The organism is uncultured Roseibium sp. (assembly GCF_947494555.1).
Classification (GTDB): domain Bacteria; phylum Pseudomonadota; class Alphaproteobacteria; order Rhizobiales; family Stappiaceae; genus Roseibium.
Genome location: NZ_CANLVF010000009.1, coordinates 50,288 through 65,518, shown reverse-complemented (window position 1 = coordinate 65,518; position 15,231 = coordinate 50,288). Strand labels below are relative to the sequence as shown.

Genomic DNA, 15,231 nt, shown 5'->3' with positions numbered 1-15,231 from the left:
GATCCCACTGACACCTCGCCGCGCCTTCTCCTCAAGACGCTGAACGGACCCTGGACCCAATCGTCAAAACGCGCTGCAAACACAGCGCTCAAATCTCAAACCAACGGCCCTATTCAGCCGCCTCAGCCATCCCAGCCATCTGGTCCGACGCCGCCTTGATCGCCTTGACGATGTTGTGATAGCCCGTGCACCGGCAGATGTTGCCCTCAAGCTCGTCCCGGATCGTCGCCTCGTCCAGATTGCCCGCACCATGACGGTTGATCATATCAACCGCGCTCATGATCATCCCGGGCGTGCAGAACCCGCACTGAAGACCGTGATGCTCCCGGAACGCCGCCTGAACAGGATGAAGCGCATCCGCCGACCCGATCCCCTCAAGCGTCACAACATCAGACCCCGCCGCCTGTGCCGCCAACATCGTACAGGCCTTAACCGCCTTCCCGTCAACATGAACAACACACGCTCCGCATTGCGACGTGTCACAACCAACATGCGTCCCCGTCAGTCCGCGAACATCACGGATCAGAGAAACAAGCAACGTCCGGTCCTCAACATCACACGTCACAGACTTCCCGTTCAAAACCAACGATACCTTCGTCATAAATCAATCTCCCTCGTGAATGCTCAGCGAACGTGCCCGGGTGTTCCGGCTGCCGCTTATCTTTGTCAGGTTGAACCCTGAATTCGTTGTGTTGAGTTTATCAAACCAAATCTGTCCCGCGCGGGTCAACTCGCTAGAGCAAGCACAAGAATGAGGACGGCAAGAAGCGCAAGACCCCAGACCATAGGACCGCCAAAGGCGTTTCGCCCTGCGGCGACTTCGAGATTCTCTTCCGCCTTTTGCAGCGTTTCTTCAACCGCGTGCTCTGCTTCCTCGATTGCATGAATGACTTCGCCGGGTGTTTCCTCAATGGCAATTCGCTTGGCTTCCTCAGCCACACCCGGATCCAACTGATTTTCGACCGGCTCTGCTGCGGCAGATACGGATTCGGCTGTTGACCCTTCGGATGCTGCCTCCGCAGCCGGTGCTGTGACTTCTTGCGGTTTCTGACCTTCGCCAACCAGCTCCGTAAATTTGCCGAAAAACTCTTCGGCCATCTTCTTGGCCGTGGAATCGACCAGCCGGCTGCCCAATTGCGCAAGTTTGCCACCAACCTGGGCCTTCGCCTCATAGGTCAGAACTGTTTCATCGCCGTCTTCTTCCAATTTGACATCAGCAGATCCCTTGGCAAACCCGGCCACGCCACCCTTGCCCTCTCCGGCGATCGTATAACTCTCCGGAGGGTTGATGTTTTCAAGTGTGACAGCACCTTTGAACTTCGCCTTGACCGGTCCGATCTTCGTGGTCACCTGTGCGTTCATCTCGGTGTCGGAGGTCTTTTCCAGACTTTCACAGCCGGGAATACAAGCCTTGAGAATGTCCGGATTGTTAAGAGCCTCCCAGACGGCTTCTCTTTTTGCCGGAATCCGGCGGGAGCCGTTCATGTCCATATTTCTCTCCCTCAGAGCGCACTTAAAAAAAGTCGCGTGAATGGCCGCCGTTCGGGACTACATGAGACACTCCCGTCGGCGGGCATTCACGTTATGAGAGCCTGCTTCGCCACAAAGTTCAATAACTTATCTCAGGAGAGGGAAAGAAAAGACCGTCTCGCTAGGCAGCGGGCAGCGGAAGCTGAACGTTTCCTCGGCATTTATCAGCGAAATCAGACCAATGGAAACTCAGAGAAGCGCGGGATCTGGATCGCCACCACGGCTGATAAAGGATCCGAGTTCCGGAGCGGGAAGCGGCTTGGCGTACAGATAGCCTTGCAGATAATTGCACTGCAGTTCCTGCATCAGTTTGCGCTGATCAACCGTTTCCACGCCCTCTGCCGTAATACTGAGATCAAGTGCCTGTGCAACAGCAATGATCGACTTGACCACCGCCAGGGCGTCGGGGTCCTGTTCCATGTTCATGATGAAACTGCGGTCGATCTTGATACCATCTACAGGGAGTTTGCGAAGATAGCTGAACGAGGAATAGCCCGTTCCAAAGTCGTCGATGACGACCTTTGCACCCTTGTTGCGGAGCCAGGTCAGCAAAGACATGGTCACCTGATCATTGGAAACAAAGAGCCCTTCGGTCACTTCGAAGACCAACCGGTCCAGTGACAGGTCCGCAGCCGACGCCGCATCTTCTATGTCCTTGTAGATCCTATTTGCCTGAACCTGTCTGGGCGACAGATTGACGTTGAGACGGATCCGGTTTGAAAGCCCTTCAAACGTGTTGAATTCCGCAAAGGCTGCCTTGAACATCCAGGCGCCGATTTCGGTAATAAGACCACTCGCCTCGGCCGCCTCGATCATGCGTGCGGTGTTCAGGAAGCTTCCGGAGGGTGTGCGGAACCGCATCAACGCCTCAAAGGAGGCAATACTCTCATCGACGGCCTGCATGATCGGCTGATAGTTCAGCGAGAATTCGGTCTGGTTGTTCTTGCCCGTCAGAAGCGAAGCAAGACGCAGCCTCTCCAGGGCCGCTTCCTGCATAAGCGGGTGGAAGATCGCGTGATTTGTCAGGCCTTTCTGCCTGACGTCATTCAGCGCAATAGAAGCGAAGCGGACAGTTTCCTCTGCACCTCTGCCAACGCTTTCAGCCGTGGCAAATCCAAGCCGCAGCCTGAGCGTGATCTGGTTTTCACCAAGCGCAATGGGGTCCTGGAATGCTTCCTCCACCCGCGCAACGACATCCTGGACCTTGTTCTCCACGCCACCTTTCAGCAGGATCAAGAACTCATCTTTCTCTTTGCGTGCAATCGTCAGCGCATCGGGAAATGTTTGTGAGAGGCGGTGTCCGGTCCGCTTCAGAACCGCGCCCGCCCTTTCATCGCCGATCCCGTCGACGATGACGCGAAATCGCTGAATATCGGAATGAACAACCAGCAGTGGCCGCCCTTCGCCTGCATGCCGTTGAAACGTTTCCAGAAACCCCGAAAACGTGGACAGACCAGTTGTGCGATCGACATAGGCGAGGTTTCGGATGTGTTCCAGTAGCCCCGTTTTTTCGTACCCAAGAGCAACGTTGGAAACAAATAACTGAATGACCTCAGATCCGACCTTCTCATCAAGTTTCGCCATGGGCAGTCCGACATAAATCGCACCCGCCATCCCGTTTCTTGTCACAAGCGGCAACGCGACGCCCTGCGGCGTCGAGAATGGTGACTTGCTGCCGATACATTCTGAAATTGCCTTTCGGACGAGATCCTCACCCACCACATCGAGTGGCAGGTCCACTTTGTCCTCAAAGGCACCAGAGGAAGCCAGGACGCGTACACGCGAAATGTCCTCATTGCCATATTCCGGCAAGGCTTCCATGCCGCATAGCAATCCATCGATAGGCTCACCAACAAGATCGGAAAGATGCGTCAGAACCGCCGATGCAAATTCGCTCAACGCGTTCTTTTCAACGATAGCGGCAAACTGACCATTCAATTGTTTGAGTTTTTGCCGGTTGGCTTCGAGCGACAGGACCAGCTTGTATCCGCGAAGCGCTGTAACGATCGCTGTGATCAATTTGGTTCGCGAAAGTTCAGCCTTTTCCGCGTAGCCATCGATATCGAATTTCATGATGACGTCTGTCTGTGGGGCATAGCCGGGCTGGCCCGTCCTCAGAACCAGACGCGTGAAGGTATTGCCAAGATCGGAGCGGATCCAGCTGACAAGGGCAAGTCCTGCCGTATCGCTTTCCATGACAACGTCGATCAGTGCAACCGCAATATCCTCATGCTCACGAAGCAGCTGCCGCGCTTCTTCAGCGGAAAGAGCGTGAAGCAGAGCGAACGGACGGTCTTCGAAGGAACATCCCGCCACAGCGATTTTGGTGACTTCGTGAACGTCGGGGTCGTCGTCCACAATGAGAATCTTCCAAGGCGCCTGCGTGTCCCCTTTTCCTTCCGGCTCGGGCGGCGCAAGAAAATCCATCACCATTTCAGTGTACTTTCTTTCTTGCCGCGTTCGTGTCGACGCGAGGTGCTTTGATGGGTACTTCTATCGTGAATTCTGTGCCGGAGCCGACCTTTGACGAAACCGAGATCGTTCCGTCGAGTGCTTCCGTGACAAGTTGATAGCAAATGGCCATTCCGAGCCCTGACCCGCCTTTGCCGAACTTGGTCGTGAAAAACGGCTCGAAAACCTTCTTGAGATTTTTTTCCGGAATGCCCACACCAAAGTCTTTGCAGGAAAGAACTATCTTTTTTCCACTTGCTTCGGCGTTGCCGCCGCTCATCGGCAGAACCTTTGAACAGAGCTTGATTCTGCCGTTACTCTGGCCTTCGTAGCCATGTTTCATCGCATTTTCAACCAGGTTGGAAACCAACTGACTGACAGCACCCGGGTAGCTCTCCATCACCGTGTCTGCGTTGAGGTTCAGTTCCAGATCGAATGACGTTTTCTTGAGTGTCGGCTGCAGGGTCGCCAGGGTTTCTCTGATAATATGGTCGAAATTGAACGACCGCATTTTTTCGCTCTGCCGGTCAACCGCCACTTGCCTGAAGTTGCCGACAAGTTCGCGCGCACGTCCAAGCGTTTTTTCAATGATACGGGCGGTATCCTTTATCCGCTCGACTTCGTTTTCCAGCATATCCTTGCTGAGGCGTTCCTGCTCAAGTTCGGTTTTGAGAAACTCGGTGGAATCTGTGATGGTTGTGGCTGCCACAAGCGCGTTTCCGAGCGGCGTGTTCAATTCATGCGACACGCCGGCAACGAGCGCTCCAAGCGCAGCAAGATTGTCGGCCTGGATCAGCTCTTCCTGTACAAGTTTAAGCTGTTCGGTTCGATGTGCGACGAGATCTTCGAGGTTGGTCTGATATTCCTGGATCTTTTTCAAGTCCAGGTGGCGCCTGCGAACCATCGACTGCAGGCTTTCGGCAAGAATTCCTATTTCGTCCGCGCGTTCCGGCATGATCCGCGCTTCGGGTGGGTTCTCGATGAGACGTGGCGTTGAAAGGTAGTCGACGATTGCCGACAGCGGGTGACCGATCAGACGCCGAAAGACCGCTCGAATGACCAAAGCCAATAGGAGAAGGTAAACGATAATCGCCGCCACGATATAGCCGACCGTCAAGACGATTTCATGCGATATCGTATTCCGGTCAATCAGGATGAAAACCTGCCCGATCGCATCTTTGTGGAGGATCGTGCTTGGTGAGTTAAGCGTGTAGCTCAGCGCTTCACCGCGGCGGGGCCCATCGACCGGATCGCCGAAATCGCCGGTGTCCGGAGTTTCAACCCAGACCCGTTCAACCACCTCCAGACTTTCCAATCCCCTGATCAACTGAAGCGTTGCATCTGCGTTCACGGTCCAGATCGCTCTTTCAAAGGGACGCTTGGTTGCTTGAAAAAACGCTTCGGTGACCCGGATCGCGCGCTCGTGCGAAGCGTCCCACGTGATTTTCGTCAAAATTGCGATGAAAACGATGCCGAGAAGGGCAAAAAGGCCGAGTGTATAGAGTATGAACGTTCGTGACAGGCTGACACGGCCCATCTCCTTGGGAGCATATGGCAACGACGCACTGCCGCTAACACTCAAGACATTCACCTCTGACCTGTGGAGATCGTTTCTCCGAATTTCGCTGCAGTTGCGACCTGGAACGTTTTCTTGAGAAACACACCCGCGACGTTTTTCGCTGTCACCAGATTTGCATCAACCGGATATTACATGTTGTTGGTGCCGTGTATTCAATAAAGTCTTTTGGTCCACCTGGACCGCGCCTGCACATTAACATGCATACTGCTTAGGCTTTCTAAATTTTCCATAAAAATCAATTGTTAATTGAAACAGTCTCTCCTGAATTTTCCTTTCGCCTTTCTTCGTTCGATCAACTCATAAGGTTCTTGCCTGGCTAATTGCACCCATTCGCTTTCGGGCTACTTGTGGATTACCGTAAAATTGACCTCCAATGATTTTTCAAAGTTAATCTGCTCCAAGGAGATAATAAAATTAGCCCATTCATTTTGGCACAAGGCAGGACGATCTGTTTTACGCAATCTTACGTACAGACCTGATGAAATATCCGTTATTTTGGGTCCTGAAAAATATGATAAATACTTTACTCTAGGATGGTGCCGGGAAGACTGAAGGAGGGCATTCATTGTTTAAATTGCCGGACAGAGTGCTGACATCTCTGCCAACTGGAGCCGTCAAAGACACAGTGGAACACTTGGGTCGGCGAATTACACTTGGATACTATCCGATTGGTGAAACTCTTCCCAAAGAAGATGAACTGGTCAGTTCGCTTGGGGTTTCCAGAACAGTGATCCGGGAGGCAATCAAAGTCCTGTGCGGCAAAGGCCTTGTCAGAACCGCACGCCGATACGGGTCGAAAGTCTGTTCATTTGACGACTGGAACCTCCTGGACCCGGACGTTATCAGGTGGCACACACCCGAATGTCCGATGACAGCGCGGATTTACGCAGAGGCAACGCAATTGCGGGCGATCTTCGAACCGGAAGCAGCCGCGCTTGCAGCACTCAATGGCACTCAAATTCAGAAAGAAACAATCCTGATTGCGGCGCAAGGCGTTCATTCAGACCACGGACTGGAAGCAATGATTGGCGCCGACTACGCCTTCCACGCCACCATTCTTCAAGCGAGCGGAAATCTGATGCTTGCCCATTTTCAGAACCTCATTCACGCCGTGCTGTTGTCTTCCTACAGAGCCGGCAAGGACCGGATTCCGGAAGAAAAGCTCTCGCGCCAGAACCACATCAGTGTTGCGACTGCAATCCTGTCGGGTGAGCCTGAGCAAGCACGCAAAAATATGCAGAAGATGCTTCAGCTGAACCAGGAAATTGCGGACCGGATCACAGCAAACGCCTGAAATATCCCGTTCCTTAAAGCGGTCACTGCGACACGAGCGTATCGGTCAATTCGCTTTCTGCGTCCAGCAATCCGTCAATGACGTCAAAATGATGCTTGCCTGGCTCCTCCTGAAATCGTGCGTTTGGCCAGGCCTGTGACAAGAGTTTCGACTGCCGGATAAACTCTGGCCGTTCTTGCCCGCCGACCCAGGCGGTGACGGCGCAATCAATTGCCGGCTGCGTCAGTGCTGAACTCTCGGCGATCGCCAGGTCCTCCGACAATGCGAAAGACGCGTTCATGCTTGTGTTGCGAAGGGGCCGAAGGTCATGGAGGCCACTGATGGAAAGGACAGCCTTCACGCGATCAAGGACACTCTTTTCGATCGGCGCGTCCTTGCAGACCATGCGTGTTACAAGGTGCCCGCCTGCAGAGTGCCCTGACAACCGGATCGGCCCGTCCACTCGATTTGCCGCAAACTGAATTGCCAATCCGATCTGACGGGTTATTTGCGCGATTTCCACATCAGGAGACAGATCATAGCTGGGCAGGCAGACCGTCCAGTCGCGATCCAGGGCGCCTTGCGCAAAGTGCGACCAAAAACTCTTGTCAAAGCGCAGCCAGTAGCCGCCATGCACGAATACTACCAACCCCTTGGAAGCCCGCTTGGGAAAAAACAAATCGAGGCATTGCCGCGCAGAGCTCCCGTAAGAGATATCTATTTCCTTCTCAACCCATGACGCTCTGAATTTTTCAGCATCAGATGCCCATCTGGGCGGGTAGGTCTCCGCTCCCGGAATGTGGGCGGCATTGGCGAAGGCATCGTCCCAGTCCGTGATGTTCGTTTCATTCATCGCAATGTTCCCTGCCCTTGCGGTGGATGGATGGCCATAGTTGATCGGCACGCAGCTATGACGGCAAGCACCGCATGTGCAGCGGCTTGTCAAAAGACGCAAGACGGGCCTAACGTCCTTCGAAGACATACGAGGAAGAGGATTTGGTCGTCAAATGATTGAGCGCTGTTCGAATCGAGTTCCCAACCTGGCGCACTACCTGACGAAGAATGCCCGGCGTTGGCCGGCGCATTCCTCGATCGTCTGGGAAGACAGGACCTGGACCTGGGATGATCTCGATCAAAGAGTGAGCGCACTCTGCCATGTCCTCGAGCGCAAATTCGGCATTGCAAAAGGCGACAGTATTCTGGTTCAGGCGCAAAACTCCAATCAGATGTGCGAAACCATGCTCGCAGCCTTTCGCCTCGGTGCGGTCTGGGTACCCTGCAATTTTCGTCAGGCACCGGGTGAAACCGCATTTGCTGCGCGCAAGGCCGGAGCGAAGATCTTCGTGTGCGATGCGGACTTTGAGGATCAGGCGAACGCCGTGCATGCCGAAATCCCTGATCTCGCCGGTACAATCAGCATTGGAACCAGCACATTCGGTGCATCGTACGAAGACCTCATTTCTGAACACCTCGGTGAACCGTTTGCCGATGAAGCAGTCGACTACAACGATCCCTGCTGGCTTTTCTTCACGTCCGGCTCGACAGGCAAACCCAAGGCAGTTGTTCTCACGCATGGCCAGATCGGCTTTGTGACCGTCAATTACCTGGCAGATCTCATTCCCGGCACGAGCGAACAGGACGCCTCGCTCGTGATCGCTCCCCTATCCCATGGCGCGGGCCTGCAACAGATCGCCCAGCTTCCTTTGGGAACAACGCATGTTTTGATTCCAAGGGGTGGTTTCAATCCCGCAGTCGCATTTGAGCTGATCGAAAAGCACCGTGTCAGCAACATGTTTACGGTTCCAACAATCGTGAAGCGGCTGGTCGAGGATCCATCGGTCGACCGATACGATCATTCAAGCCTCCGGCACGTGATTTATGCTGGAGCGCCGATGTATCGGGAAGACCAGAAACACGCGCTTGAAAAGCTCGGACACGTTCTGGTTCAGTACTACGGCTTGGGCGAAGTCACCGGAAACATTACCGTCCTGCGCCCGCAGGATCATTTTCTGGAAGATGGCCCCGAAACCAGGATCGGGACATGCGGTACAGAACGCACGGGAATCGAGGTCAGCATCCAGGATGACGAAGGCAACATGCTACCGCCAGGCGAGACCGGTGAAGTGTGCGTGATCGGACCAGCGGTCTGCGCCGGTTATCTTGAAGACGTTGCAGCGAACGAAGCATCGTTTCGAAACGGCTGGTTCCGCACGGGAGATATCGGACACCTTGACGAGAAACGCTATCTCTATCTGACCGGGCGCGCTTCCGACATGTACATCTCCGGTGGCTCGAACGTGTATCCGAAGGAAATCGAAGAAGTTCTTCTGACGCACCCAGGTATTTCTGAGGTGGCCATACTTGGAATCCCGGACCCGCAATGGGGAGAAATCGGACTGGCAGTTTGTGTTGCGGCAGGTGAAAATCGCGACTTGGCAGAGGAGCTGACGAACTATCTCGCCGGAAAGATTGCCCGCTACAAGATGCCGGCCAAATACCTATTCATTGAAACGATGCCGACAAGTGCCTACGGCAAGATCACCAAAAAGCTCGTGCGTGAGTTTCTCGCCGAAGAAGGCTTACTATGAGACGGCCCCCACCAACCAACCTTGCTCAGATCAGGCATCCAGGGCCGGTGAACAGCACCAGACGGCCCTTCGCGCTTTGCAGTGCAAAGCGGATCGATCTGCAAATTCCAGCCGGGGAACCGTTGCTCGACAAATTAGGAGAATGGGCTGAACGCGAAAACTTTTCTTCGGCGGTGTTGGATTTGTCGGGCGTGAAACTCAAGTCCTTTGAGTATGTGATGCCGGACTGCGCGATCGATGACCGGCATGTTGCATGGTACAGCGACACTCAAAATTGCAGATCTGCAACCATACGAGAAGGCGTTGCGATACTTGGCTGGCGAGACGGTCGCTGGTTCACCCATGCTCATGCATACTGGCCTCACAACAATGCCAACCATCTCGGTCACCTGCTGCCGCATACCCTGGTTGCGGAGGATACAAGCAGGATCACCGGCTGGGGGCTAAGCAGTGCGTCCTTTGTAGCTAAAGAAGATCCGGAGACGGAATTCACTCTGTATAGGACTGTACAGAATACCGGCGCTAAGACGGATACCGCGAATGCTCTGATCACAACATTGGCGCCATTTGAGGATCTGACTGCAAGCATAGCCGATCTGGCAAAGCAGCTTGATACCGAAACATATGAAGTGCTCGGTCTCGGCAGTCTAGCAGGAGCGGCTTTCATCGATGGCAAACCCATGACAGGCCTGATTTCCGAGATCCTTCTCCAACCTGGAGCGGTGGGCCGGCGCGACGGGGACGTGAAGATACCGATTCGGTGCGTCGATCTTGATGGAGGCCTCCACAGTGGATACGTCCTTGAAGGTGGAGCGCCGACCCTCGTCACTTGCGAACTGCTTCTCGTGTCAACCAGCTAATTCCCGCAAATTTCAGCGGATTTCGGGACTACCTGACTCTCATAGAGAACAGTAAGAGAACATTTACCCTTGCAGAACACAATAGGAACAGGTAGATTGTTCTTGATTTGTACCAGCCCATTCTGTGGTCAGGGGAAGCTAAAAATGCTCACGCGCAAGCAGTACGAACTGCTCATGTTCATTCACGAAAGACTCAAGGAAACGGGTGTTCCGCCGTCTTTTGATGAAATGAAGGATGCTTTGGACCTTCGTTCCAAGTCCGGTATCCATCGACTGATTACAGCGCTCGAGGAACGGGGCTTCATAAGACGGCTTCCCAACCGTGCGCGCGCGATGGAGGTAGTACGCCTTCCCGACTCCATAGCGCCTGGATTGGGCGCTCCACGGCCCCGGGGCAGTTTTTCGCCCGAGGTCATTGAGGGTTCGCTCGGGAAATTGGAGCCCCCGCGCCCCGCTCCTGAACCGGTGGTACAGGGAACGGAGATTCCGGTCATGGGCCGCATCGCGGCAGGCGTCCCGATAGAAGCAATCCAGACCCACAGTCATTCGATTTCCGTGCCGCCGGAACTTCTGGGAAAAGGCGAGCACTACGCTCTTGAAGTGCGCGGCGATTCCATGATTGAAGCTGGAATTCTGGACGGTGACACGGTTCTGATACGCAGAACCGACAGTGCGGACAGTGGTGATATCGTCGTGGCACTGGTTGACGAGGAAGAAGCCACGCTCAAGCGTCTGCGCAAGAAGGGCGCATCCATCGCCCTTGAAGCGGCCAATCCAGCTTATGAAACGCGCATCTTCGGCCCTGGCAGAGTGCGTGTCCAAGGTCGTTTGGTTGCCCTTTTCCGCCAATACTAACGGTGAGTGTGCGGCACCTGTGAGCCTTTGCGGTAAACGGGTCGGGCCGATGGTCGAATGTAAAGTGGGTGAGCCCTGCTGTTGATTGCGGTCATCGCAAGCTTGCGCGCGTTACCTCACCTTTCCTGTGCCAGGGTCTCGGTATGATCGGGATTGCGTATTGGATCGCGTCAATCTGCAATCGCCCGGTGTCTTTTTCGCGAAGGAATGTGAGTTGACTGTTTTCATCGGCACTGGGATCGGACCCTGCCTGACGGGATAGCCACAAGGATATCGCGCCTCGGCGCTCACGTATGTCGCGATCGATGACAAGTCCTGCCTCACACGTACCGGGCACGATCAAGTCGCTTACGATGAGATCGGCATACCGGCAATCCATGACAAGCGCATCCAGCGACTTTGGCAAGGCGATGTAAAAGGGCCTGTCTGGAGTCGCGGCTTCTGTTTCGACTGGGCTTTTTTCAAAGGCTTTTATGACACATCCAAGCGGATCGCATTCTCTTTGAGGCGATTGCATCTTGCGCGACATGATCGCTTCGCCGGTCAGTCCTTCTGCCTGATACCAGATGTCGGTCTGGAACGACCCCCGCACGCCATTCCAGTTAAGATTTCCACTAATGTCACGTGCCGCAATACGACTGCCGGTAGCGGATATTTGGATATCGGGCGCGGGCGACAAATACACCAGAATACTTCCTGCCAGAAGTGGAAGAACCGCGCCGAGCCGCCACTTTCCCCGCAGCAGCAGAACCGCGAAAAGAGCCGATGTAAATGCAAGTGTTTCGGCCATCGTCAACTGACCGATCGCACCGATGCCGCCATCGAGTTCGGCAACGAACGCGGCAATCTCGAGCAGGAGTGTCAACCCAAACGACATGACAGCGAGTGGAACTGCTGACAGTCCAAGTGGCATGAGCAGCAGCGAAAGAACGCCCATCGGCATGACAAGCAGCGTGAAAACGGGCATCCCGAGCATGTTTCCGATAAGCCCGTATGGTGCAATACGGCCAAAGTGATGCGCAGCGATAATTCCGGTCGCCACTCCGGCAACGAGCGCCGTCACCAGGAGCCCGGCCATCCACCGGGCTGCCGATAGCGTGATCTTGTCAAGAAGCGATTTGCGATACCGCCGGCCAGCTGCGAGCGGTGCAACGCGTTCCCGCCACGTTTCGTAGACGGCAACAAGACAGATCACCGCTGCAAATGACATCTGAAAACCGGGATAGAACAAGCGCTCCGGCGCCAGCACCAGAAGCAAGAGACCGGCAAACGCGACACTGCGTACCGTAAGGCCGCGGCGTCCGACAAGAATTCCCAGAAAGACGAGTGAGATCATCAGGAAAGATCGCTGCGTTGCAACGGAAGCGCCAGAAACGAGCAAGTAGAAGAAAGCCGCCGCCATGGCAGCGCCGGCGGCGAACTTGTGAATGGGAAACCGCAACGCCAAAGGCGGAAACAACGCAAAAATGAAGAGCGCTGCAGCATATGTCCCGCCAGCAAACAGAGCCATGTGCAGACCCGATATTGCGAGAATATGAGCAAGCCCTGCGGCTCTCAGGTTTTCCTGCTGAGTTTCGTTTATGCTGCTGCGATCGCCTACAAGCAGTGCAACGACGAGTGCAGCTTCCTGACTATCAGGTAAACTGGCGCGTATCCTTGAGGCTATGCGATCTCTTAACGCCTGGATCCAGACGCCCGTATTCTGAAACGAAGCTGCATTCTTGGCCGGTAAAACATCTGGCTGCCCGAAACTGAAACCGGTTGCTCCAAGCTCCAAGAAATAAGCGCGAAAAGAAAAGTCATATCCGCCAGGCACGACCGGACCGGCAGGTGGAAAAACGCGTGCCCTGGTGTTTATCCTGTCGCCAACGCCGGCTTGTGTTTCCCCTGGAACACGCAGCCGAACTTTAGCGGGAAACACGATCTCTGAAAGTGCGCGATCATTGACCGTTTCAACCTCGATAACCAATCTTTTTCCATTGGGCCTGTTGGTTGCCTCAAGAACTTTGCCCGTCAGACTGACGTTCATGTCTTCGCCGATCCGCGGGCTGTCTACATACGCTGTTCTAAGGCTCGCTGACGTCAAACCTGCAAAACATGCGAGAACCAGCAGCATCACCGGCGAAAGATGCCGCCGGCGTGCGTGCCAAACGGTAAAGATTACAATTCCGGTGAACAGACATGACAGCAGGAACCAGGATGGTTCTTCCGGCAGAGCCGCGTAAATTCCGATCCCGGCCGCATAAGAAAAACTGATCCAGAGTAAGGCCCGATTTTCCCATTGCGAGTTCGCGGCACTTGCTTTGCCACCTTCTGCAGCGTTTGAATTCGTCGACCAGAGCTGCTTCCGGCCAGACAGGCGGCGTGTTTTGACTGCGGGATCGTCAGACGTCGGATGTCCAATATAGTCTTCGGAATTCGCACCGTTCTTGCGACCGACTTCTTTTTGCAATGTGTCCTGGCGATAAACCAACGCGCATTACTTTCCGTGCCGAAACAAGAAACGGGCAAGGCACTGTTTTGCCCTGACGATGCCTGTGCTAAGACCGCGCCACACGACCGGCGCAGCACGCGCCTTCATTCCAGATGAGACTTTCAAATAAAGCACCATGACACAAGAGATCGTCACGCGCTTCGCACCTTCTCCGACCGGATTCCTGCATATTGGCGGCGCCCGAACCGCCTTGTTCAACTGGCTTTTTGCCAGGCACAGCGGTGGAAGGATGCTGCTCCGCATTGAAGACACCGACCGCGCCCGCTCCACCCAGGAGGCGGTTGATGCCTTGATAGACGGCCTTTCATGGTTGGGTCTTGACTGGGCTGGTGATCCTATTTCCCAGTTCTCGCGCGTGGAAAGACACAAGGAAGCCGTCGATCAGATGCTTGCCGACGGTGCGGCCTACAAGTGTTACTGTTCACCGGAAGAAGTTGAGGCAATGCGCGAAAAAGCGCGCGCGGAAGGACGACCGCCGCGCTATGACGGCACGTGGAGGGACAGGGATCCCTCGGAAGCCCCTTCCGGGATTGATCCCGTCATTAGGCTCAGGGCACCGCAAGAGGGTGAAACCGTTATCGAAGACCTGGTTCAGGGCCGGGTCGTGATTCCCAACAAGGATCTCGATGATCTTGTTCTTCTGCGGTCCGACGGAACGCCGACCTATATGCTTGCCGTCGTCGTGGACGACCATGACATGGGTGTCACACACATCATTCGCGGGGTCGACCACCTCACGAACGCCGCAAGACAGACACTCATCTTTCAGGGACTTGGCTGGGACGTGCCTGCAATGGCACACATTCCACTGATCCATGGCCCGGACGGTGCAAAACTCTCAAAGCGTCATGGAGCAACAGGCGCGGAGGCCTATAGGGCATTGGGTTATCTCCCACAGGCCATGCGAAATTATCTGGCCCGTCTGGGTTGGAGCCACGGAGACGAAGAAATCATGTCGTTAAATGACATGATCGACTGGTTCGGACTTGACGCCGTCGGGCAATCCCCTGCCCGTTTCGATTTCAAGAAACTGGAAAATCTCAATGGACATTATATGCGTTCGACCGAGGACGCGGAGTTGCTCGAGCATTGGAAAGTCTATCTTCAAGCCGCTGAACACGGGGAGAAGGTCCTTTCCTGGCTTTCGCAAGGGGAAAACGAAAAGACGGCATTGAACGCCCTTCCCGGCCTCAAGGAGCGCGCAAAAACTCTGGTCGAACTGACCGAGAGCGCGTCATACCTCTGGCGCGAGCGGCCGCTGGATACGGACGAAAAGGCTCAGAAAATTCTCTCTGAAGACGCCAGGGTAATCCTGGGCGAACTCTCAGGTGTTCTGGAAGCCACTCAGCAATGGACGGCTGAACCTCTGGAAACTGCAGTCAGGGATTACGCGGAACAGAAGGATCTGAAACTTGGAAAAGTCGCCCAACCGCTGCGCGCCGCACTGACCGGACGCGGAACATCGCCGGGGATTTACGACGTGCTGATAGCGCTTGGCCGTGAAGAGTCGCTGGCCCGCATCAACGATCAGGCATCCTGAGAGATCCCGCAACTGTGTGTGAAATAACGACTTTAAGTCACAAGAGGTGGCTTCCGGGCTT

Annotated in this window: 11 protein-coding genes; 5 read left to right on the top strand and 6 right to left on the bottom strand. The window is 54.8% G+C overall.

Going from position 1 to position 15,231, the window contains the following annotated elements; genetic code table 11:
- Positions 1 to 109: 109 nt before the first annotated feature.
- From Q0915_RS30230 to Q0915_RS30215, 4 genes are all read right to left on the bottom strand, one after another.
- A complete protein-coding gene (locus Q0915_RS30230) occupies positions 110 to 601 on the bottom strand; it encodes a (2Fe-2S)-binding protein (RefSeq protein WP_299483646.1) in 492 nt (163 codons plus the stop codon).
- A 125-nt stretch (positions 602 to 726) separates the two neighbouring features.
- On the bottom strand, positions 727 to 1,491 hold the full coding sequence (locus Q0915_RS30225; protein WP_299484061.1) for a carbon monoxide dehydrogenase subunit G: 765 nt from the start codon (positions 1,489 to 1,491) through the stop codon (positions 727 to 729).
- Positions 1,492 to 1,719: 228 nt separating this feature from the next.
- Complete coding sequence (locus Q0915_RS30220) at positions 1,720 to 3,957, bottom strand: EAL domain-containing protein (RefSeq protein ID WP_299484060.1); 2,238 nt, start codon at positions 3,955 to 3,957, stop codon at positions 1,720 to 1,722.
- A gap of 7 nt (positions 3,958 to 3,964) precedes the next feature.
- Positions 3,965 to 5,563, bottom strand: coding sequence for a HAMP domain-containing sensor histidine kinase (locus Q0915_RS30215; protein WP_299484059.1), 1,599 nt, complete (start codon positions 5,561 to 5,563; stop codon positions 3,965 to 3,967).
- 562 nt (positions 5,564 to 6,125) lie between these two features.
- On the opposite strand from Q0915_RS30215, the gene Q0915_RS30210 reads away from it, so the two are divergent.
- On the top strand, positions 6,126 to 6,854 hold the full coding sequence (locus tag Q0915_RS30210; RefSeq protein ID WP_299484058.1) for an FCD domain-containing protein: 729 nt from the start codon (positions 6,126 to 6,128) through the stop codon (positions 6,852 to 6,854).
- A gap of 22 nt (positions 6,855 to 6,876) precedes the next feature.
- Here the strand turns inward: Q0915_RS30210 and Q0915_RS30205 are convergent, their stop codons facing one another.
- Entirely contained in the window at positions 6,877 to 7,686 is an 810-nt protein-coding gene (locus Q0915_RS30205; RefSeq protein ID WP_299484057.1) for an alpha/beta hydrolase, read from the bottom strand.
- Positions 7,687 to 7,840: 154 nt separating this feature from the next.
- On the opposite strand from Q0915_RS30205, the gene Q0915_RS30200 reads away from it, so the two are divergent.
- The 3 genes from Q0915_RS30200 to lexA all read left to right on the top strand — a co-directional run bounded on the left by Q0915_RS30200 (position 7,841) and on the right by lexA (position 11,136).
- Positions 7,841 to 9,421: an acyl-CoA synthetase gene (locus tag Q0915_RS30200; RefSeq protein WP_299484056.1), complete on the top strand. Its 1,581-nt coding sequence runs from the start codon at positions 7,841 to 7,843 to the stop codon at positions 9,419 to 9,421.
- On the top strand, positions 9,418 to 10,281 hold the full coding sequence (locus tag Q0915_RS30195; RefSeq protein ID WP_299484055.1) for a hypothetical protein: 864 nt from the start codon (positions 9,418 to 9,420) through the stop codon (positions 10,279 to 10,281). Before Q0915_RS30200 ends, Q0915_RS30195 begins: the two co-directional genes overlap by 4 nt.
- Positions 10,282 to 10,425: 144 nt before the next feature.
- The gene (gene lexA, locus Q0915_RS30190; protein ID WP_299484054.1) at positions 10,426 to 11,136 is read left to right on the top strand and encodes a transcriptional repressor LexA; all 711 of its coding nucleotides are present in this window, start codon (positions 10,426 to 10,428) and stop codon (positions 11,134 to 11,136) included.
- A 91-nt stretch (positions 11,137 to 11,227) separates the two neighbouring features.
- Here the strand turns inward: lexA and Q0915_RS30185 are convergent, their stop codons facing one another.
- Positions 11,228 to 13,588 carry a ComEC/Rec2 family competence protein gene (locus Q0915_RS30185; protein ID WP_299484053.1) on the bottom strand — a complete coding sequence of 787 codons (2,361 nt, stop codon included), beginning with the start codon at positions 13,586 to 13,588 and terminating at the stop codon, positions 11,228 to 11,230.
- A gap of 157 nt (positions 13,589 to 13,745) precedes the next feature.
- On the opposite strand from Q0915_RS30185, the gene gltX reads away from it, so the two are divergent.
- Positions 13,746 to 15,170 carry a glutamate--tRNA ligase gene (gene gltX, locus Q0915_RS30180; protein WP_299484052.1) on the top strand — a complete coding sequence of 475 codons (1,425 nt, stop codon included), beginning with the start codon at positions 13,746 to 13,748 and terminating at the stop codon, positions 15,168 to 15,170.
- The last annotated feature ends 61 nt before the right edge of the window (positions 15,171 to 15,231 follow it).